Consider the following 20,541-nt stretch of genomic DNA (forward strand, 5'->3'; position numbering starts at 1 on the left):
TTCCAGGGAAGGGCGGCACAGGCTAGCAACCGCGCGTTCGGGGCCAGTGAAAGGCAGCGGCCACCGTTCAGGTCAGGGCGCTGGGCTCGCCCGCGCGGCATGTCATGCAGGTGTCATCGGCCACCGGGAGAATGGAAGGCCATAGCAGGGACGACGGATGGAGGCAGGATCAGCCTCCCACGCATGCAGCAAGGCCACGCCAGTGTTTGGCGTGGCCTTTTTTTTGCTGCGCGGCGCTGCATATCGGCTTACAGGTAAGCCTCGATGGGACCGTGCAGGAGGCAGCTGTCGAAGGCATTGATGCTGCACAACATCGCTTCATCAATTGCGTACTCCTGCAACAGAAGGTCGAGCGCCGGAATTCCGGTTACGAACCTGCGTCCCACCCGCGTCTGCGCGTCCTGCATGGCGTAGTCGTAGTCGAAGCCATAGGCGGTCTCGGTGAAGCGTGCGGCATGGGTGATCATGCGCAGCTCGTAGGTGTCTTGTTCGCCAGGAATGACATGGGCGAAGCAGCGCAACCCGGTGTCCACCGAAGCCAGCTCCGCTGCCAGCGCCCATCCCTTTTCAAGCGCCGCGAATGGCCGCGGTGGCGGTGATGGGTGGCGGCGACGCCAAAGCATCATGGCGCGTTCCACGTCATGGCCAGCGGCCTGCAGCTCAATGGCGGCCTCGGCGACCCCCAACCCTGTGCGGTGCCCGTAATCGGCCACGAGCTGATCAACCACCAAGGCGTGCGCCTGTGACAGGTCACCGCCGGCAGCCTCCAGCGCCTGCCTGCAGACAGCAATCGAGGCCGGCAGCCGCTGGCGGAGTGCGGCAATGGCGTATTTCATCGGCACACCAGTCGCCAGGACTCGGCCTACCCGGCGAATGCCTTCAGCGCCTCACCTTCCAACCGGTACACCGTCCACTCGTCCTGCGGTCTGGCGCCGGCTGCGGTGTAGAAGTCGATGGCCGGCGTGTTCCAGTCCAGCACTGACCATTCGAAGCGACCACAACCTTCAGCTACCGCCTGGCGGGCGATGTACTTCAGCAGCGCTTTGCCCGCGCCGGAGCCGCGTTTTTCCGGGCTCACGTACAGGTCTTCCAGGTAGATGCCCTTGCGCCCCAGCCAAGTGGAATAGTTGTAGAAATACACCGCGTAGCCGATGGCTTCGCCGTTCGCCTCGCAGACCAGCGCGCGGGCGGTGGCGTCGGCGCCGAACAGGCTTTCGGCGATGCCGATCTCATCGGTCTGCACCGACTGCTCGGCCTTCTCGTAGATCGCCAGTTCGCGGATGAACCGAAGGATCAGGCCGGCGTCGGTGACGGTGGCCGGGCGGATGTTCAACAGTGTCATGGGCGAAGAGGGAATGGAGGGAATTGAACGAGCTTAATCCCCTCCGTCCCCTTTTTGTCAGCGCGCTGCAGCGACGTTGGCGCGCATCTGCGCGATCACGTCCTGGTAGCTGGTCTTGGCGTTGAAGATGGCCGAGCCGGCGACGAACGTGTCGGCGCCAGCGGCGGCGATCTCGCCGATGTTGTCGGCCTTCACGCCACCATCGATCTCCAGGCGGATGTCACGGCCGCTGGCATCGATCTTCTGGCGCACCACGCGCAGCTTGTCCAAGGCCGACGGAATGAAGGCCTGGCCGCCGAAGCCCGGGTTGACCGACATCAGCAGCACCAGGTCGAGGTCGTCCAGCACCCAGTCGAGGATGTCCACCGGGGTGGCCGGGTTGAGCACGATGCCCGGCTTGCAGCCCAGCGAGCGGATCAGCTGGATGGTGCGGTGCACGTGGCGGCTGGCCTCCGGGTGGAAGCTGATGTAGGTGGCACCGGCCTCGGCGAAGTCCGGGATGATGCGGTCGACCGGCTCGACCATCAGGTGCACGTCGATCGGCGCGGTGACGCCGTGCTTGCGCAGCGCCTGGCAGACCATCGGGCCGATGGTCAGGTTGGGCACGTAGTGGTTGTCCATCACATCGAAATGGACCCAGTCCGCACCTGCGGCCAGGACGTTGTCGACTTCCTCGCCCAGGCGGGCGAAGTTGGCCGAGAGGATGGAAGGAGCGATGAGGCAGTTGGACATGGCCGGGGCCTTCGGAACGGGGAAAGGGGTCTCCCGCCCGCAGGCGGGGCAATGGGGTCAGCGCTTGCGCAGGGTCTTGATTCGGTCGTAGGCGGCGTTGATGCGCCGCGACTTCTGCTCGGCCTGCTGCTGCAGCTCGGGGGCGGCGCCGCCCAGCTTGTCGGGGTGGTACTGGGAGATCAGCTTGCGGTAGGCGCGCTCGACCTCGGCATCGGTGGCCTCGGAGGTCAGCCCCAGCTCGCGGTACGGGTTCTCCTTGTTCAGGCGGAACCAGTCGCTGTCGAAGGCATGCCCCAGCAACAGGCCGACCACCGCGCCGAACAGCGGATTGGGCCGGAACAGCAGGGCGCCGGCGATGAATCCGAGCAGTTTTCCGTACCAGCGCATGGCGCTCCGGGGTCGGCCGACGAAATGGACGCTCATTTTACGTCACAGCGGGCCCGGACCGCTTTACACTAGGCCGCCCGCTGGTCAGCGGGCCCGCCGGGTCCGTTGGGCAGCCGTATCGACGAAGCCCCAGGAGTGCCCGTGCCAACCACGCTGTTGCAATCCGATCTCCCCGGCCTGCCCTTGCGCCACCGCGGCAAGGTGCGTGACGTGTTCGATATCCCGCGCGAGCGGCTGCCAGCCGGGACCCCACCGGGGGACTACCTCTTGATGGTCGCCACCGATCGCCTGTCGGCGTTCGATGTGGTCCTGCCCGACCCGATCCCGGGCAAGGGCGAGATGCTCTGCCAGGTCTCCAACTTCTGGTTCGCCAAGACCGCGCACCTGATGCCCAACCACCTGACCGGCATCGATGTGGCCAGCGTGCTGCCCGAGGGCGTGGACGCGGCCCTGTACGCCAAGCGTGCGGTGGTCACCCGCAAGCTGAAGCCGGTACCGGTGGAAGCCATCGCCCGTGGCTACCTGATCGGCAGCGGCTGGAAGGACTACCAGCGCACCGGCAAGGTCAGCGGCATCGACCTGCCCGATGGCCTGCGCCAGGCCGAACAGCTGCCCGAGCCGATCTTCACGCCCTCGACCAAGGCCGCCGTTGGCGACCATGACGAGAACATCGACTTCGACGCGATGGTGAAGACGGTCGGTGCGGAGATGGCCGAGCGGGTGCGCGACGCGACGCTGCGCATCTACAAGTTCGCGGCCGATTACGCACGCGAGCACGGCATCATCCTGGCCGACACCAAGTTCGAGTTCGGTACCGACGCCGACGGTCGCCTGTACATCATGGACGAGATGCTGACGCCGGATTCCTCGCGCTACTGGCCTGCCGACGAGTACGAAGTGGGCACCAGCCCGCCGAGCTACGACAAGCAGTTCGTGCGTGACTACCTGGAGACGCTGGACTGGGGCAAGACCGCCCCGGGCCCGAGCATCCCGGCGGAGATCATCGAGCGCACCCGCGCCAAGTACGCCGAGGCGCTGCAGCGTCTGGCCGGGATCAGCGTCGACTGATCCCCCTGCGCCCCCGGCCCGCGTGGCGGGGGCGTTCTGAGTGCGGTAGTGCCGGCCGCTGGCCAGCAACCCCGCGAACCTGCAGCCAGGCATGGCCTGGCTCTACTGACGGTTGGTAGTGCCGGCCGCTGGCCGGCAACCCCGGCGAAACTGCAGCCAGGCATGGCCTGGCTCTACTGGCGGTTGGCAGTGCCGGCCGCTGGCCGGCAACCCCGCGAACATGCAGCCAGGCATGGCCTGGCTCTACTGCCGGCCCCGGCCGGGGTATGCTGGCCGCATGCAGACCACCACCGAGCTTGCGCGGCCGATCGACCGCTATTTCGCCAGCTATTCCGACGACCACCGCAATGCCATCAACCAGCGCATCCACGTGGTGGCGGTGCCGGCGATCCTGTGGTCGGTGGTGGCCCTGTTGTGGTGCGTGCCGCCGCTGATCACCTGGTTCCAGTACGGCATCTGGTCGGCGTTCGCGATGTTCAGCGCGTGGTGCTTCTACAACAAGCTGTCGCGTCCGCTGGGCATCGGCATGCTCATCCAGTTCTTCGTGTTCGGCTGCCTGTGCCGACTGCTGGAAGCAGAAATCGGCCTGCACAACCTGCGCTCGCTGGCCATCGGCGTATTCGTCGTCGCCTGGATCGCGCAGTTCATCGGCCACAAGTTCGAAGGCCGCAAGCCCAGCTTCCTGACCGACCTGACCTACCTGCTGATCGGCCCGGCGTGGGTGATGGCCAAGGCCTATCGCAAGCTCGACTGGCGCTACTGACCAGCGTCGCCGCGTCGACGCCTTCGTTTCCTGAACGGGCAGATCCCGTCACCGACACTGCACGGCGCGCCTGCCAGCCTGCCGCGGTGACCTCCTCACCTTGCCCCGCCCAGCGGCGCCGGTCCCTGTGCGACAGGGGCTGCGCTGTCCCTGCGTGGGCGTAGGGTGGACCTGCCCACCGGGTCCTGATGGGTCATCCGCGCGGCATGCTGCATCGCAGAAAAAATGAATCAGCGCACGTTACATGCAATTGATCGCTGTTCAATGGGTTTCGGCGACATTTGGCAGCCTGTTATGCTCCCTGACCTGCTCGTGAATCATGGATTCCCTGCATGCTCCCCAGCCTGCCCCTGCTGCTGGCCCTGCCGTTCCTCATGGCAGTGGCTGTCGCAGCCTTCCCCCGTAGTTCGCGCTCGACTGCTGCCTGGCTGGCGGCGCTGGCGCCGTTGGGCGGGCTGGCGATTCTCGCCTGGCTGACCCCATCGGTGCTTGATGGCCAGGTGGTGCGCACGATGGTTCCGTGGCTGCCGCAGATCGGCCTGGACTTCACCCTGCGCCTGGATGGCCTGGCCTGGATGTTCGCGGGGCTGGTGCTGGGCATCGGCGCGCTGGTGGTGCTGTATGCGCGCTATTACCTCAGCAGCCAGGACAACGCGCACCGCTTCTATACCTACCTGTTGCTGTTCATGGGCGCCATGCTGGGCATGGTGCTGTCGGGCAACCTGTTGCTGCTGATGGTCTTCTGGGAAATGACCAGCATCAGCTCGTTCCTGCTGATCGGTTTCTGGTCGCACCGCCAGGACGCGCGCGAGGGCGCGCGGATGGCGCTGGTGATCACCGGTGGCGGCGGCCTGGCGCTGCTGGCCGGCGTGCTGCTGATCGGCCGCATCGTCGGCAGCTTCGACCTGGACGTGGTGCTGGCCGCCGGCGAGCAGATCCGCGCCAGCGCGCTGTACCCCTATGCCCTGTTCCTGGTGCTGGCGGGCATCTTCACCAAGAGCGCGCAGTTCCCGTTCCACTTCTGGCTGCCGCACGCGATGGCCGCCCCCACCCCGGTGTCGGCCTACCTGCACTCGGCCACCATGGTGAAGGCGGGCGTCTTCTTGCTGGCGCGCCTGCATCCGGCATTGGCCGGCAGCGATCTGTTCTTCTACACGGTCAGCGGCATCGGTGCGATCACCCTGCTGATCGGTGCCTGGAACGCGATCTTCCAGCATGACCTGAAGGGCCTGCTGGCCTATTCGACGATCTCGCACCTGGGCCTGATCACCCTGCTGTTCGGCCTGTCCACGCCGATGGCGGTGGTCGCCGGCGTGTTCCACATCATCAACCACGCCACCTTCAAGGCCTCGCTGTTCATGGCCGCCGGCATCATCGACCACGAGACCGGCACCCGTGACATGCGCAAGCTGGGTGGCCTGCGCAGGCTGATGCCGTTCACCAGCGCGCTGGCGATCATCGCCTCGCTGGCGATGGCCGGCATCCCGCTGCTCAACGGCTTCCTGTCCAAGGAAATGCTGTTCGCCGAAGCGCTCTCGGCGGGCGGCACCGACACCATGCGCACGGCGGTGTCGATCGCCGCGCTGCTGGCTGGTGTGTTCGGCGTGGCCTACAGCCTGCGCTTCGTGCACGACACGTTCTTCGGCAAGGGCCCGCATGGCCTGGACCGCGTGCCGCACGAGCCGCCGCGCTGGATGAAGGTACCGGTGGAAATCCTGGTGGTGATCTGCGTGGCGGTGGGTATCGCCCCGGCCGTGACCGTGGCCCCGGTACTGCACGCTGCAGCCGCCTCGATCCTCGGCAGCGCGATGCCCGAGTACAACCTGTCGATCTGGCATGGCTTCAACCTGCCGCTGGCGATGAGCGCCGCTGGCGTGGTCGGTGGCGTGGCCCTCTACTTCGGCCTGCGCAAGCTGATCGATCTGCACGCGGTAACCAACACCACGCCCGGACGCAACGTCTTCCACCACCAGCTGGACCTGCTGTCGGCCGGTGCGCAGCGGTTGACCGCCGGCATCGCCAACGGCAGCCTGCAGCGCATGCTGCTGGGCCTGGTGCTGGTGGCGATCGTGGTCGCCGCCGCGCCCTACATCGCCAACCCGGCCTCGCCGGAATGGACCAGACCGCAGCCGATACCGCTGCTGGGCTGGGCGTTGTGGCTGGTGATGATGTCCTGCGCGGTGGCGACCCTGCGCATGTACAAGCAGCGCCTGCTGGCCGTGCTGCTGGTCGGCGGCGTCGGCCTGATGGTGGCGCTGACCTTCGTGTTCCTGTCCGCACCGGACCTGGCGCTGACCCAGCTGCTGGTGGAGATGGTGACCCTGGTGCTGATGCTGCTGGGCATGAACTACCTGCCGGCACAGTCCGGCCCGGAGCGGCCGCGCTGGCGCAAGCGCCGTGATGCGCTGATCGCGATCGTGGCCGGTGCCGGCCTGGGCGCGCTGGCCTACAGCGCGATGACCCTGCCGCCGAACACCATGGCCGGCGAGCTGCTTGCCCGCGCCCTGCCCGAGGCGTACGGCCAGAACGTGGTCAACGTGATCCTGGTCGACTTCCGCGGCTTCGATACCTTCGGCGAGATCACCGTGTTCGGCATTGCCGCATTGGTCGTGCATGCACTGCTGCGTCGCACGCGGATGGCGCCGGAGCAGATCATGCCCGGTCCGCCGATCAAGCTGCCGGTGCCGGCCGATCTGGCCCAGATCATGTTCCCGCTGACCCTGACGGTCTCCATCTTCCTGTTCCTGCGCGGCCACAACGCGCCGGGCGGCGGCTTCATCGCCGGCCTGGTGCTGGCGGTGCCGCTGCTGATCCAGTACGTGATCCAGGGCACCGCCTCGGTGGAGTCACGCTTCGGCTTCGATTACATCCGCTGCATCGGCACCGGCCTGCTGATCGCCATCCTCAGTGGCGCCGCGTCGATGCTGTTCGGCGTGCCGTTCCTGACCAGCGGCCACCTGGACCTGCACCTGCCGTTGATCGGCGATGTACCGCTGGCCAGCGCGATTGGTTTTGATATCGGCGTGTACCTGGTGGTGTTCGGTGGCGCGATGCTGATGCTGTCGATGATGGCCACCGTCAAACCCTCGCGGACGCGCACCGCGCGCAAGGGCGAGATCGACCTGCAACGCCGCTCGGCACGAACGGGGGAGATGCACTGATGGAACTGGCCCTGGCCTCTGCGATCGGCGTGCTGACCGCCATCGGCATCTACCTGCTGCTGCGCGCGCGCAGCTTCGATGTGATCCTCGGCATGACCTTCCTGTCCTACGCCACCAACCTGCTGATCTTCGCCGGTGGCCGCGTGGTGCAGGGCAAGGCGCCGGTGCTGCAGGAAGGCGTGGAGAGCCACCTGGGCAACTACACCGATCCGCTGCCACAGGCGCTGGTGCTGACCGCCATCGTCATTGCCTTTGCGATGACCGCCGTCAGCATCGTGCTGGCCATGCGCAGCCGCAGCGACAACCACAGTGACCACGTGGACGCGCACGAGCCGGACGACGATGCACCGCCGCGCCGGGGCGAGGACCGCGCATGAATCATCTGGTGATCCTGCCGATCCTGGTACCGCTGCTCGGCGCTGCGCTGTCGCTGTTCGTCGAACACCGCCGCTATGGGCCGAAGGTGCAGCGCGCCGTGGCGTGGACCGCACTGGGCGCGCTGGCGGTGGTGGTCGGCCTGTTGTTCGCCGACACCGCTGGCGGCGACATCCGCGTGTACCTGCTGGGTGACTGGCCGTCGCGCCTGGGCATCGCACTGGTGGCCGACCGGCTGTCGGCGTGGATGCTGCTGACCACCCTGCTGCTGGCCATCCCCTGCCTGCTGCATGCGTGTTCGGGTTGGGACCGGCGCGCACCGCACTTCCATGCGCTGTTCCAGTTCCAGCTGGTCGGCCTCAACGGCGCCTTCCTGACCGGCGACATCTTCAACCTGTTTGTATTCTTCGAGGTGATGCTGATCGCCTCTTACGGCCTGCTGCTCAGTGGCGGCCGTGGCCTGCGCATGCGCATCGGCCTGCACTACGTGGTGTTCAACGTCACCGCCTCGACCCTGTTCCTGATCGCACTGGGCCTGCTGTACGCCTCGCTGGGTTCATTGAACATGGCCGAGCTGTCGCAGCGCATCGCCGAAGTGCCGCCTGCGCAGCTGACCCTGGTGAAGGCGACCATGGGCCTGTTGCTGCTGGTGTTCTGTGCCAAGGCCGCGCTGATGCCGCTGTACCTGTGGTTGCCCGAATCGTATGCGCGTGCGCCGGCGGCGGTGGCGGCGCTGTTTGCGATCATGACCAAAGTGGGCCTGTATGCCGTGCTGCGCATCCAGATGCTGTGGTTCGGCGAGGATGCGGGGGCGATGGCCGGCTACGGCCGCGACTGGCTGCTGTGGGCCGGCGTAGCGTCGCTGGTGCTGGGTGGCCTGGGCGCGTTGGCCGCCGCGCGCCTGCGCGTGCTGATTTCGTATCTGGTGATCGTCTCGGCGGCCACGTTGTTCATCGCCTTCTCGGTGGGCACGCCTGAGGTGCTGTCGGCCGGCCTGTACTACCTGCCGCACAGCAGCTTCGTCGCCGCCGCACTGTTCCTGGTCGCCGACCTGATCCGACGCCGCCGTGGCGGCGCCAGCGACCGCAAGGAAGTGATCGCACCGATGCCCGGCAAGGAGACCCCGGCCGTGCTGTTCCTGATTGCGGCGGTGTCGGTGGCCGGCCTGCCGCCGCTGTCCGGCTTCCTGGCCAAGGCCGCGCTGTTGGCCGGCATGCCGGCGCAGTACACCGGCGCGGTATGGACCGCAGTGCTGGTCAGCAGCCTGCTGGTCATCATGGGCCTGACCCGCGGCGGCATCCGCCTGTTCTGGCGCGTGCCGCTGCCCGATCCCGATGCACCGCCACCGCGCAAGGCACCACTGCGTCGTGTGGAGCTGTTTGCGGCCTGCATCCTGCTGGCGTACGGCATCGGCATGACCTTGTTCGCTGCCCCGCTGATGCAGCACACCGACGCCATCGCCACCCAGCTGCTGCAGCCGGGCGACTACGTGCAGCAGCTGCGCGCGACCACGCCGGAGATCCGCCAGCCATGACCGCCAAGCGTTCCCCGATCCGCCGCCTGCTGCCCTCGCCCGCGCTGAGCGTGATGGTGGTGGTGTTCTGGCTGTTGATGTCCGACAGCTTCACGCTTGGCCAGTTCCTGCTGGGCCTGCTGCTGGGCGTGGTCATTCCGCTGTTCGCCGCGCGCCTGGACCGCGAGTTCGCCCGCATCGGCACCCTGCGGCCGCTGCCGAAGCTGCTGTTCGTGACCCTGTTGGACATCCTGATGTCCAACATCCGCGTGGCCATCCAGGTGCTGGGCCCGGAAAAGAACATCCACCCTGGCTTCATCTGGCTGCCGCTGGACATCGCCAACATCCACGGCATCGCCGCGCTGACCAGCATGATCACCCTGACCCCCGGCACGGTGTCGGCCGCCCTCAGCGACGACCGCAAATTCCTGCTGGTGCACGTGCTGCACCTGGAAGACCCGCAGGAGCTGATCGACACGATCAAGCGCCGTTATGAAGCCCCGTTGATGGAGATCTTCCCATGACTGGATTCCAGATCATCCAGACCACCCTGGTGGTGTGCATGCACGTGGTCGGCCTGGCCATGCTGCTGGCCACCTGGCGCCTGCTGCGCGGGCCGACCGTGCCCGACCGCATCCTTGCACTGGATACGCTGTCGGTGACCGCCATCGCCGAGCTGATGCTGTTCGGCATGTACCTCAATTCGGCGATCTACTTCGAGGCGGCACTGATCATCGCCATGCTCGGCTTCGGCAGCACCGTGGTGCTGAGCAAGTTCGTGCTGCGCCGGGACATCGTCGAATGATCACCTTCATCCAGATCGCGCTGTCGATCCTGCTGCTGTTCGGCTGCTTCTTCATCCTGGTCGGCGCACTGGGCCTGGTGAAGCTGTCCACCTTCTTCAAGCGCCTGCACGCACCGACCAAGGCCAGCACGCTGGGCGTGGGCTGCGTGCTGGTGTGCTCGGTGTGCTACCACATCTTCCTGGGCCAGGACCCGCAGCCGCGCGAGCTGCTGATCACCGTGTTCCTGTTCATCACCGCACCGATCAGCGCGCACCTGATGGCCAAGGCCGCACTGTCGCTGCTGATGGAAACGCGCCCCAGCCTGCCGGGCAACGAGCGTGCCGAAGACGAGCAGCTGCCCCCGCCGGAACCGGAGCGGGAAGAGGAAACCACCGCGCGTTGACGGTGGGTGCCGACCGTTGGTCGGCACGACCCCGGATAACCGCCAGTAGAGCCAGGCCATGCCTGGCTGCGAGTTCGCCGAAGTTGCCGGGCAGCGGCCGGCACTACCTCAGACCGGTGTGACCAGCGCGATTTCCAGCCCCAGCCAGGCCACGAACGCGCCCAGCAGCACCGCACCTTCGATGCGGCTGATGCGCAGGTCGCCGCGCAGCATCGGGTACAGCACCAGTGCGAAGGCCAGCAGCGCCGGCAGTTCCAGGCGCACGAACGAGGCTGGCAACGCCAGCGGCTGCAGCAGCCCCATCGCACCGATCACCAGCATCAGGTTGACCACGCTGGAGCCGAGCACGTGGCCCAGCACCATGTCGCCGTGACCACGGCGTGCTGCCGCGACCGCGGCCGCCACCTCCGGCAACGCAGTGCCGATCGCCACCGGCAGCAGACCCACCAGCAGCGGCGTCCAGCCCAGCGCGGCGCCGAAATCAGCGGCGGCACCGACCACCAGGCGCGCGCCCCAATACAACGCCAGTGCGGCAACCAGCAGGCGCAGTACGTTCAACGGCAGGCTGGTGCGGCTCAGGGCTGACTCGGCAATGATCGCCTGTACCTCGGCGCTCTCATGGCGTCCGCGACGCAGCAGCAGGAACTGCACCACCACGAACCCGGCCACCAGCACGCCGGCCTCCCAGCGCAGCAGGCGGCCATCGAGCCCGAACACGATCAGCAGCAGGCCCGCGGCCAGCAGCCCCCACCACAGCACGGCCTGCAGGCGCGCGCGCAGCAGCAACGGCGCGACCATCGCGGCCACCGCCATGGTCAGGCCGAGATTGACCACGCTGCTGCCGACGGCATTGCCCAAGGCCAGCTCCGGCTGGCCCACCACCAGCGCGCGGGCGTTGACCGCCAGCTCCGGCAGCGAGGTGGTGATACCCAGCAACAGCAGGCCTGCGGTGAATGCACTGGCGCCGAAACGCTGCGCCAGGCCGGACACGGCTTTGACGATGGAGTCCCCACCCAGGGCCAGCAACAGCAGGCCGAGCAGGAACCAGGCAATGGCAATAGCGATCATCGGGCGCTCCCCAGCGGTCGTGGCGCGATTCTACGCTCGGCCCACCCGCGGCGGGTGAGCCGAGGATGGCCGATCAGCCGCAGCCTTCGGCGTAGTCCACCTGCGGGGTCCTGCCGACCCGCCAGGCGCCGACCTTGCCGTCAGCGCCGAGGGCGAAATCGATGATCGCCGCTCCGTCCTGCGCCGGGCGCACGCGCAGGTGCTGGGCCTTGTCGTCGTACTTGTCAGGACCGACGTCGGCGCGCTCGGGATAGAGCACCTGCAGCTCGCCCAAGGTCATGCCGACCCGGCCGCCACCGGGAGCGACGATGGACGGGCTGCGTACGTCGTAGCGGACCAGCTTGCGCGCCTCGAACATCAGGCGCGGGTCTTCGGCCCCCTGCGGGCGCAGGAAGTAGCAGCCTTCATTGGCATCGTCGGCAGGCAGCGGCTTGCCCGTGGCGTCGGTACCCAGACCCTGCAAGGGGGTGCCGAAGCCACTGCGGACCTCGGCGATGCCTGCGCCCAGCGTGGCGCCGCCGAAGCCATCCAGGCGTGCCGGGCTGTCGCTGCGCGGATCCACCGGCGAAGCGGTGGCCAGGTCGGCGTCGGCGGGAACGGAGGCATCCTTCGCCGGTGCGGTGGCCGCCGGCGGCGCTGCCGGTGCGGCGGTGTCGGGACTACGGTTGCAGGCGGCCAACGACAACAGCAGCAGGCCGGCCATCGGGAGATGCTTCATCGGTGCGGATCCTTGGCACAGGGTGGGTGCACGCTACCGCAGCCGGCGTGCAGGCGCTGCATTGTCATCGCGGTTTCATCGCCCTCATTCAGGCTGGGCGAGCACCGACTTGGCTGTCCTCCCCATGCAACCGCGCAAGACCGACCTCGCCCGAACCGCGCTGCAGGCCCACCGCGCACCGCTGGACATGCGCCAGCGACGCCTGCTGATCCTGTGTGATGGCCAGCGCAGCATCGCCGAGCTGACCGCACTGCTTGGGCAGGACGCGGCAGTCATGGTGATCCAGCTGATCCAGGGCGGCTACCTGGTGACCGCTGCGGACGCACCCGCCTCCACGCCACCTGCGCCGGTTGCGATGACGGCTCCGCTGGCGCCGTCAGTCACGCCAGCGTCTGCGGCGCCGGTCGAGCGCCGCCGCTCGTTGGTCGCCGCGCGCATCTATGTGCTGGGAATCCTGGAGATGCAGCGGCATCCCAACGCAGCGGCGCTGTTCCGCGACCTGCAGCAGGCGCGTGCCGAAGGCGAGGTACTGCGGGTGATGCAATCGGCGCTGCAGGTGCTGCCGGCGCTGACCTCGGAAGGATACTGCCAGCGCGTGCGGCAGCGGCTGATGGAGGCGCTGCCGGTGGAGCATTGCAGCGCGTTCACGGCCATTGCCTGAACCGGTGAACAGCATCCACGCATGGCGTGGATCTACTGGGAAGCGCGATAGCGCACCCGCACATGGCGCGGATCCATCCGTGTGCGTGGTGCAGTAGATCCACGCCATGCGTGGATGCAGACGATCAACGGAAATTGTTGCGCAGGCCGTTCCAGCACTGCTGGTAATCGCCCTGCCAGTGGCTTGCTGCCAGCGCCTGCGCGGTCGGGCGGATCACCCCGCGGGTCTCGAACATGAAGGCCATGGTGTCCTTGATCACATCCGGCTTGGACAGGTCCGCATTGGAGGCCTTGTCGAAGGTCGGGGCATCCGGACCGTGGCCGCTCATGCAGTTGTGCAGCGACGCACCGCCCGGCACGAAGCCTTCGGCCTTGGCGTCGTAGGCACCATGCACCAGGCCCATGAACTCGCTGGCGATGTTGCGGTGGAACCACGGCGGACGGAACGTGTTCTGCGCCACCAGCCAGCGCGGCGGGAAGATCGCAAAGTCCATGTTGCTGGTGCCCGGGGTATCGCTGGGCGAGTGCAGCACCAGGAAGATCGACGGATCCGGGTGGTCGTGGCTGATCGAGCCGATGGTGTTGAAGCGGCGCAGATCATAGCGGTACGGCGCGTAGTTGCCGTGCCAGGCGACCACGTCCAGAGGCGAATGATTGATCGGCGCACGCCACAGGCGGCCGTCGAACTTGGCAATCAGTTCGAAATCGCCGTCGACGTCTTCGAACGCGGCATGCGGGGTCTCGAAATCGCGCGGATTGGCCAGGCCGTTGGAACCGATCGGGCCCAGGTCGGGCAGCTTCAGCAGTGCGCCGAAGTTCTCGCAGATGTAGCCGCGGCTCGGGCCATCCGGCAGTTCGACGCGGAAGCGCACGCCGCGCGGAATCACCGCGATCTGCTGCGGTTCGATCTTGATCACGCCCAGCTCGGTCAGCAGGCGCAGGCTGCCCAGCTGCGGCACGATCAGCAGTTCGCCGTCGGCGTCGTAGAAGTAGCGGCCGACCATGTCACGGTTGGCCGCGTACAGATGGATGCCGACACCGGCATGCGCGTCGGGCGAACCGTTGCCGCCCATCGTGTACAGGCCTTCGACGAAATCGGTGGGCAGTTCCGGCAGCGGCAGCGGGCTCCAGCGCAGCTGGTTCGGCGAAGCCGGCTGTGCACTGAAATCGCACTGCAGCTGCGATTGCGCGAAGGGAGTGAACTCACCGTGGGTAACCGCCGGACGGATCCGGTACAGCCAGCTGCGGCGATTGCTGCCGCGCGGTGCGGTGAATGCGGTACCGGTCAGCTGCTCGGCATACAGGCCATGGGCCACCTTCTGCGGCGAGTTCTGGCCGACGGGCAGCGCACCGGGCACGGCCTCGCTGGCGAACTCGTTGCCGAAACCGGACTGGTAGCCGCGGGCGGTGATGGAGGAAGACATGGGGGTTCCTGGAAGCCTGGGGAAAGCCGCCGGGCATGGCCCGGCGCTACCGGTGGAGAAGGTGCCGTTGTGGAAACCTTACAGCACGCCGCGGCGGATCTGGTCGCGTTCGATGCTCTCGAACAGCGCGGTGAAGTTGCCTTCGCCGAAGCCTTCGTTGCCCTTGCGCTGGATGATCTCGAAGAAGATCGGGCCGATGCAGTTCTGGGTGAAGATCTGCAGCAGCTTGCGCTGGTGGGTTTCCGGGTCGGCATCGATCAGGATCTTGTTCTTCGCCAGGCGGGCGACGTCCTCACCGTGGTTCGGCACGCGCTGGTCGATCACATCGAAGTAGGTCTCCGGCGTGTCGAGGAAATCCACGCCCTGCGCGCGCATGGCTTCGACCGTTTCGTAGATGTTTTCGGTGAAGCAGGCGATGTGCTGGATGCCCTCGCCCTTGTACGCATCCAGGTACTCGTTGATCTGGCTCTTCGGGTCGGACGATTCGTTCAGCGGAATGCGCACGATGCCATCCGGCGCGGTCATCGCCTTGGACACCAGGCCGGTCTTCAGGCCCTTGATGTCGAAGTAGCGGATCTCGCGGAAGTTGAACAGGCGCTCGTAATAGTCCGACCACTGCTGCATGTTGCCGAAGTACAGGTTGTGGGTCAGGTGGTCGATGAAGGTCAGGCCGAAGCCCTTCGGGCGCAGCTCGGCGCCGGCGATCAGCTCGTAGTCGCCATCGAAGATGCTGCCGGCATCGCCGTAGCGGTCCACCAGGTACAGCATGCAGTCACCGATGCCCTTGATGACCGGGGCGTTGACCGCCTTGCTCTCCGGCTTGAAGGCGATGGCTTCGGCGCCGTTGCCCAGCGCGGTCTGGTAGACCTCCGCGCCCGGCTTCTTGAAGCGGATGGCGAAGCCGCAGGCGCACGGGCCGTGCTTTTCAGCGAAGTCGGCGGCGAACGAATCGGGGTCTTCATTGACCAGGAAGTTGACGTCGCCCTGGCGATAGACGGTAATCGGACGCTGCTTGTGCTTGAGCACCGCGCTGAAGCCCATCTTGCGGAAGTACTCGTGCAGCTCGGCACCACGGCCGGCCGGTGCGGCGAATTCGACGAACTCGAAGCCGTCGATGCCCATCGGGTTTTCGAAGGTGGTGACCTGCATGCCGGGGTTGGGATGCGAGGCGGACGGGACTGCGGTATTCATGGCGTGGCTCCGAATCGGTGCCGCATCGGCACAAACCAGGTGCGGGCGGGGTTGGACCCGGCGAGAATGCAGGGTACGGACCCAACACTTATAGTTACACTTGAAACCACCAGCAAGGTGCACCGCAACATGAGCCCCGCCGATCCCGTTTCCACCCGCCTGCGTGCCTCCCACGTCCTGCTCGACCTGGAACAGTTCCTGCCGTACCGGCTGAGCGTGCTGTCCAACCGGGTCAGCGGCAACATCGCCAAGCTGTACGGCGACCGCTATGGCCTGGCCATTCCAGAGTGGCGGGTGATCACCATCCTGGCGCTGTACCCCGGGTCGTCGGCCAGCGAGGTCTCCGACCGCACGGCGATGGACAAGGTCGCGGTCAGCCGCGCGGTGGCCCGCCTGCTGGAGCGCGGTTTCATCAAGCGTGAGACGCATGGCGATGACCGCCGCCGTTCGGTGTTGGCGCTGTCGGCGGCGGGGTTCGAGGTATACGAAACGATCGCGCCGATGGTGATCGAGATCACCCGCAAGCTGATGTCGGTGCTGAGCGAGGAAGAGGAGCAGGTGCTGGAGAAGCTGATCCTGCGCCTGGCCGGCGATGGCCTGGAGCGGATGGGCGAAGGGGTCTGACCCCGGGGCGGCGCCCCCCGCCGCCGCTCTTGGTAGGTGTCGACCTTGGTCGACACATGGATCCACGCCAGGCGTGGATGATGTCGCGGGCTGCGCTGTGAGGGATCCGGCGCAGGCCATTGATGACGTGCAACGCGCGGTGTTCATGGCCCGCCGACGAACGGTCTTTCGGCCGGGTTCGACTCGACATGTCGCGTTTACCACCTGATGTTTCGGCATCGGGCCGGTAGAGTCCTGACCGACAGAGCGGCTGTATCGACATTCGCGTATCGAGTGGCATTGCCTATTGGACGGCGGGCTGCACAAGCCTGAGGGTGGGAACGCAGCGGCGCTCCGCTGCCGGGGTTGAAAGCCCGTCACTCAAACGCGTAACGACGCTGCAGCCATGGTGCCCATCTTACGGTGGGCGCCATTCTGCAGCCGGGTCTGCCCTATGGCGGGCGGTGCGTGGGGCCTCGAGCCCACCGTTTTCGCGTTTGAGCGGTCTTTCAACCACGCATCGCCTGCCGCCTTCCCGGCGGCCCGCTACGGAGCTTCGCCATGACACGCCCCCATCACCCCACCACCGGGCCCATCGACCGCGATGCCGACCTGCAGCGCATCGATGAGGCCTTGGCCACACTGGAAACCGTCACCGAGGCCTGGCTTGAGCATCATCGCCTGAAGGCCTGCCAGCCAGGCCTGCTGCTGTCGTTGAACCGGCTGCTTGACCTGACCAGTCTCGCCAAGGGCTATGCCAGTGCGTTGCGGGTGATTGCCGAACCCTGAGAGGCGGATGGAGGAGCATCCACGCATGGCGTGGATCTACCGCATCACGCACACGGATGGATCCGCACCATATGTGGGTGCGCTATGGCGCTTCCCAGTAGATCCACGCCATGCGTGGATGACCCACTCGATCAGCTCAGATGCTTGCGCCGCGCATGGATCCACGGCACCGCAAGCGCGCCGATGGCGCCACCGGCAAAGCCCAGCGATGCGGCGACAGTGGCCGCTTCTACCGCCCCGGGCAACGCCAGTGCGGCAGTGACCAGCAGCAGCGACGGCAGGCCGACGAAGGTGCCCAGGAAGAACGGCCAGCGCGGCGACCAGGTGTTGAGCTGCAGCAGGCTGACCGGCTGCCACGCTTCGGACGAGGCATCTTCGGCGATCTTCGCCACCACTCTGCCCAGATCCACCTCCGGCAGCAGCTTGCCTGGACGCGCGGCGGCAATCGCCTCGGCCACGGCCTCGACGGGCGGGAAGCTGCCCGGCCACGCCACCGGTGCGGGCACGCCATAGGCGGTCAGCAGCGGCACGCTCAGCCATGGCGCCACCAGCGGACGCAGCCTGCGCCGCCCATGCACACACCAGATCTGTGGCTGGCCGTGTGCGGTCACGCTGTACAACGCCAGCTCGCTCGGCGGCGGGTAGCCCAGCATGGTCACCCGGGCCGCCAGGCTGTCCTGGTCCATCGCACGCAGGAAGCCGGGACGGCTGCGCCCTTCCTGCATCCAGGCCAGGCCAAGCGCGCCGACCAGATAAGCCTCGGCGACATCCTTGCTGCCCGCGTTGGCGCGGTCATCGCTGGCCAGGTACCAGGCCAGTGACTTCGGTTCGGGCACGTCGGCCAGGCCCCAGCGGCTGTCGTCGCCCAGCACATGGCGCACCGGCAGGCGGGCCGGTGCGGTTTCACCACGCTCAGCGGGCTGCAGGAACGGCAGCACGCCCTGCACAAAACTGGACAGGTCGATCGCACGCACGCCGTTGCCGTGCCATTCCGGCGGCAGCAGGCCGGGCAGCTGTCCTTCGGCGGCGAGTCGATCCAGCCGCGCCTTCTGTTCCACCAGCTTCTGCACCGCGCCTTTCAGCACCACGTTGTCGGGCAGGGCGATCTGCGGCAGCCGATGCCGCGGCGGTGCCAACTCCAGCGTGTCGTCGCCGGTGCCGGCGTCATCCAGCAGGGCTTCCTGCGCAGGCAGGCTCACGCCATCGGGTGCCTCTCCTTCGGCCAACGGGCTGGCAGGTTCGGGCAGGCGTTCGGCGTGGTCGCTGTGCATGGGCGCTCCGGTCGCGCCGGGTGGCGCAGTGAGGTCCTTGCCATTAACGGCCGAAGGGTAATGATCTGTAGATCCACGCCACGCGTGGATGGCCGGGCAGCGCACCGTGGGCCGCCGGGCACTGTCCAGCGCTACCGGTCAGGCGCCCACTGCTTGAGGAACGCCATCACGCGTGCGGTCTGCACGGCATTGCCCTTGCGCATTGCTTCGCTGGGCTGCGGTGCCAGCAGGGTGCCGTCGGCATCGATCACCAGCAGGTGCGGGTGCTCGCCTTCGAGCGGCGGAAACTGGCCGAGGAACGCCGCGTTCGGGTTCTCGGCGCTGTCGTTGACCTTCACCCACACGTAGTGGGCATCACGGAAGCGGCGCAGATCGCCATTGCCTTCCACGGCTTCATCCAGCGCATGGCAGGGCTCGCACGCGGCGTTGCCCACTTCCAGGATGATGCGCTTGTTGCCGCGCTGGGCCTCGACCTTGGCCGTTTCCAGGTCGGCAACGGGATTGCGGGCCGGGTCGAACTGCGCGCCAAGCCCGGCAATGGCGGCGATGTCGGCCGCCGCCGGGGTGTTGCCCGAGGCCACCGGTTCGCTGGGGTCAGCGACCGGTGGCTCGGTGGGGCGGGTGTCGAGGGGCTGCGTGGGCTCGGGGGCCGCGGGAGGTTGAGGCTGCGAACAGGCGCCGATCAGCGCCGCACACACCACTGCCACCACTGCACCACCGAACGTTGTACGCATGCCCACTACCCTCTCATTACTTCACGCCATGCATCAGCTTGTTGATCAGCGGCGCGACCAGGAACAGGACCACACCCGAACCGATCAAGGCCCAGAATCCGAAGGTATACCCCTTCAGGGCCGATTCGACCGTCATGCCGCCTTCACCGCTGACCGCACCGGCAAAGATGCCCGACAGGTTGTTGCCGATGCCGGTGGACAGGAACCAGCCGCCCATGCCGAAACCGACCAGGCGCACCGGGGCCAGCTTGGTCACCATCGACAGGCCGATCGGCGACAGGCACAGCTCACCGACGGACTGGATGACGTAGACCATGAACAGGGTCCAGAACGGGATCTTGCCGTCCACGACCATGGTCGACAGGGCGAACATCAGCAGGGCGAAGGCAGCGCCGTTGAACAGCAGGCCGAGGCCGAACTTGCGCGGGATGGACGGATTGGCGCGGCCCAGGGCCACCCAGATCCAGGCGATGATCGGCGCCAGGGTGATGATCGCCACCGAGTTGACCGACTGGAACCACGCGGTCGGGAAGGTCCAATCACCCAGCTGGCGGTTGACGATGTTCTCGGCCAGGAAGGTGAAGGAGCTGCCGGCCTGTTCGAAGAACATCCAGAACATGACGTTGAAGGCGAAGATGATCAGCATGGCGATCACGCGGTCGCGCTGCACCTTGCCCTCGCGGATGCCTTCCACCAGCAGCAGCACGGCCAAGGCAGCGAACATCACGCCGAGGATCCAGGCCAGCGCGGTGGCGCCGGTGGCGAGCAGGAAGTAGGCCACCGGAATGGCGAACAGCGAACCGACCAGCACCATGACGATGCGGCCGAAGCCTTCGGCACCGGCCGGCGGTGCGCCGATGCCCTTCAGGCCGGCACGACCGATGTAGAACCACACCAGCGAGATCAGCATGCCCACACCGGAAGCGATGAACACGACCTTGTAGGACGGCATTTCCGAGGTACCGAAGACCTTGCGGGCCAGGTACTCGGTCAGCACCGGGGCGATCATCGCGCCGATGTTGATGCCCATGTAGAAGATGGTGAAGCCCGAGTCGCGGCGTTCGTCCTTCAGGCCGTACAGCTTGCCGACCATGGTCGAGATGTTGGGCTTGAACAGACCGTTGCCGACGATGATCGTGGCCAGGCCGAGCTTGAAGATGTGCTCCTGCGGCAGCGAGATCATGAACAGGCCGACGGCCATGATGATCGCGCCGGTCAGGATCGAGCGCTGGTAACCCAGTACCCGGTCGGCCACGTAACCGCCGAAGATCGCTGCGGCGTACACCAGCGCCAGGTAGGCGCCGTAGATGCGGCTGGCGTCGCCTTCACCGGCGGCATTGCCGTTGTAGAACTGGGCAACGATGTACAGCACCAACGCCCAGCGGATGCCGTAGAACGCAAAGCGCTCCCAGAACTCGGTCATGAACAGCATCCACAACGGGCGCGGGTGGCCCATCGTGGTGTTGAAGTCCGGCAGCGCCGGCTCTGGGGTGTTCGCAGTGGCGTTTACGCTCATGCGGAATTCCTGGTTCGGTGGATGGAGGCACGTCCGAT

Annotated in this window: 22 protein-coding genes; 11 read left to right on the forward strand and 11 right to left on the reverse strand. The window is 66.8% G+C overall.

What is annotated here, in order from left to right; all coding sequences use genetic code 11:
* Positions 1–248 precede the first annotated feature (248 nt).
* Genes M2299_RS06805 through M2299_RS06820 form a run of 4 tightly spaced genes read right to left on the reverse strand, consistent with a single transcriptional unit; the run spans position 249 to position 2,461 of the window.
* Entirely contained in the window at positions 249–836 is a 588-nt protein-coding gene (locus M2299_RS06805; RefSeq protein ID WP_280884097.1) for a hypothetical protein, read from the reverse strand.
* 26 nt (positions 837–862) lie between these two features.
* Complete coding sequence (locus M2299_RS06810; protein ID WP_099785650.1) at positions 863–1,342, reverse strand: GNAT family N-acetyltransferase; 480 nt, start codon at positions 1,340–1,342, stop codon at positions 863–865.
* 57 nt (positions 1,343–1,399) lie between these two features.
* A complete protein-coding gene (gene rpe, locus M2299_RS06815; protein WP_025874606.1) occupies positions 1,400–2,074 on the reverse strand; it encodes a ribulose-phosphate 3-epimerase in 675 nt (224 codons plus the stop codon).
* A gap of 57 nt (positions 2,075–2,131) precedes the next feature.
* Complete coding sequence (locus M2299_RS06820) at positions 2,132–2,461, reverse strand: DnaJ domain-containing protein (protein WP_025874605.1); 330 nt, start codon at positions 2,459–2,461, stop codon at positions 2,132–2,134.
* Between the two features lie 141 nt (positions 2,462–2,602).
* Here M2299_RS06820 and M2299_RS06825 point away from each other — a divergent pair, with 141 nt between their 5' ends.
* The 8 genes from M2299_RS06825 (at position 2,603) to M2299_RS06860 (ending at position 10,529) form a co-directional block, all read left to right on the forward strand.
* Positions 2,603–3,529, forward strand: coding sequence for a phosphoribosylaminoimidazolesuccinocarboxamide synthase (locus M2299_RS06825; RefSeq protein ID WP_049467558.1), 927 nt, complete (start codon positions 2,603–2,605; stop codon positions 3,527–3,529).
* A gap of 277 nt (positions 3,530–3,806) precedes the next feature.
* On the forward strand, positions 3,807–4,292 hold the full coding sequence (locus M2299_RS06830) for an Mpo1-like protein (protein ID WP_099785652.1): 486 nt from the start codon (positions 3,807–3,809) through the stop codon (positions 4,290–4,292).
* Between the two features lie 332 nt (positions 4,293–4,624).
* Entirely contained in the window at positions 4,625–7,453 is a 2,829-nt protein-coding gene (locus M2299_RS06835; protein WP_032976643.1) for a monovalent cation/H+ antiporter subunit A, read from the forward strand.
* Positions 7,453–7,830, forward strand: a complete 378-nt coding sequence (locus M2299_RS06840; protein WP_025874601.1) for a Na+/H+ antiporter subunit C — start codon at positions 7,453–7,455, stop codon at positions 7,828–7,830. Before M2299_RS06835 ends, M2299_RS06840 begins: the two co-directional genes overlap by 1 nt.
* Positions 7,827–9,362, forward strand: a complete 1,536-nt coding sequence (locus tag M2299_RS06845; protein ID WP_088101786.1) for a monovalent cation/H+ antiporter subunit D — start codon at positions 7,827–7,829, stop codon at positions 9,360–9,362. Before M2299_RS06840 ends, M2299_RS06845 begins: the two co-directional genes overlap by 4 nt.
* Positions 9,359–9,865 carry a Na+/H+ antiporter subunit E gene (locus tag M2299_RS06850; RefSeq protein WP_280884098.1) on the forward strand — a complete coding sequence of 169 codons (507 nt, stop codon included), beginning with the start codon at positions 9,359–9,361 and terminating at the stop codon, positions 9,863–9,865. Before M2299_RS06845 ends, M2299_RS06850 begins: the two co-directional genes overlap by 4 nt.
* Positions 9,862–10,146 carry a K+/H+ antiporter subunit F gene (locus tag M2299_RS06855; protein ID WP_025874598.1) on the forward strand — a complete coding sequence of 95 codons (285 nt, stop codon included), beginning with the start codon at positions 9,862–9,864 and terminating at the stop codon, positions 10,144–10,146. The genes M2299_RS06850 and M2299_RS06855 overlap by 4 nt, the downstream gene beginning before the upstream one ends.
* The gene (locus tag M2299_RS06860; RefSeq protein ID WP_025874597.1) at positions 10,143–10,529 is read left to right on the forward strand and encodes a Na+/H+ antiporter subunit G; all 387 of its coding nucleotides are present in this window, start codon (positions 10,143–10,145) and stop codon (positions 10,527–10,529) included. Before M2299_RS06855 ends, M2299_RS06860 begins: the two co-directional genes overlap by 4 nt.
* Positions 10,530–10,637: 108 nt before the next feature.
* Here M2299_RS06860 and M2299_RS06865 read toward each other — a convergent pair whose 3' ends face one another.
* Positions 10,638–11,597, reverse strand: a complete 960-nt coding sequence (locus tag M2299_RS06865) for a sodium:calcium antiporter (RefSeq protein WP_280884099.1) — start codon at positions 11,595–11,597, stop codon at positions 10,638–10,640.
* 73 nt (positions 11,598–11,670) lie between these two features.
* Positions 11,671–12,315: a hypothetical protein gene (locus tag M2299_RS06870; protein WP_025874595.1), complete on the reverse strand. Its 645-nt coding sequence runs from the start codon at positions 12,313–12,315 to the stop codon at positions 11,671–11,673.
* A 124-nt stretch (positions 12,316–12,439) separates the two neighbouring features.
* Between M2299_RS06870 and M2299_RS06875 the strand changes: the two genes are divergently transcribed.
* Complete coding sequence (locus M2299_RS06875) at positions 12,440–12,976, forward strand: hypothetical protein (RefSeq protein ID WP_280884100.1); 537 nt, start codon at positions 12,440–12,442, stop codon at positions 12,974–12,976.
* A 124-nt stretch (positions 12,977–13,100) separates the two neighbouring features.
* On the opposite strand, the gene hmgA is transcribed toward M2299_RS06875, so the two are convergent.
* Positions 13,101–14,399 (reverse strand): homogentisate 1,2-dioxygenase, encoded by a 1,299-nt coding sequence (hmgA, locus tag M2299_RS06880; protein WP_280884101.1) that lies wholly within the window; start codon positions 14,397–14,399, stop codon positions 13,101–13,103.
* A 78-nt stretch (positions 14,400–14,477) separates the two neighbouring features.
* Positions 14,478–15,590, reverse strand: coding sequence for a 4-hydroxyphenylpyruvate dioxygenase (gene hppD, locus M2299_RS06885; RefSeq protein WP_170919610.1), 1,113 nt, complete (start codon positions 15,588–15,590; stop codon positions 14,478–14,480).
* 129 nt (positions 15,591–15,719) lie between these two features.
* Here hppD and M2299_RS06890 point away from each other — a divergent pair, with 129 nt between their 5' ends.
* On the forward strand, positions 15,720–16,214 hold the full coding sequence (locus tag M2299_RS06890; protein WP_049467584.1) for a MarR family winged helix-turn-helix transcriptional regulator: 495 nt from the start codon (positions 15,720–15,722) through the stop codon (positions 16,212–16,214).
* Between the two features lie 540 nt (positions 16,215–16,754).
* On the forward strand, positions 16,755–16,982 hold the full coding sequence (locus M2299_RS06895; protein WP_033832409.1) for a hypothetical protein: 228 nt from the start codon (positions 16,755–16,757) through the stop codon (positions 16,980–16,982).
* A 131-nt stretch (positions 16,983–17,113) separates the two neighbouring features.
* On the opposite strand, the gene M2299_RS06900 is transcribed toward M2299_RS06895, so the two are convergent.
* The 3 genes from M2299_RS06900 to M2299_RS06910 all read right to left on the reverse strand — a co-directional run bounded on the left by M2299_RS06900 (position 17,114) and on the right by M2299_RS06910 (position 20,503).
* Positions 17,114–18,253, reverse strand: a complete 1,140-nt coding sequence (locus M2299_RS06900; protein ID WP_280884102.1) for a hypothetical protein — start codon at positions 18,251–18,253, stop codon at positions 17,114–17,116.
* 131 nt (positions 18,254–18,384) lie between these two features.
* Positions 18,385–18,987: a thioredoxin family protein gene (locus M2299_RS06905; RefSeq protein WP_033832411.1), complete on the reverse strand. Its 603-nt coding sequence runs from the start codon at positions 18,985–18,987 to the stop codon at positions 18,385–18,387.
* A gap of 16 nt (positions 18,988–19,003) precedes the next feature.
* Positions 19,004–20,503 (reverse strand): oligopeptide:H+ symporter, encoded by a 1,500-nt coding sequence (locus M2299_RS06910; protein ID WP_033832413.1) that lies wholly within the window; start codon positions 20,501–20,503, stop codon positions 19,004–19,006.
* Positions 20,504–20,541: the final 38 nt, after the last annotated feature.

The organism is Stenotrophomonas sp. 1278, assembly GCF_029892765.1.
GTDB classification, from domain to species: domain Bacteria; phylum Pseudomonadota; class Gammaproteobacteria; order Xanthomonadales; family Xanthomonadaceae; genus Stenotrophomonas; species Stenotrophomonas indicatrix.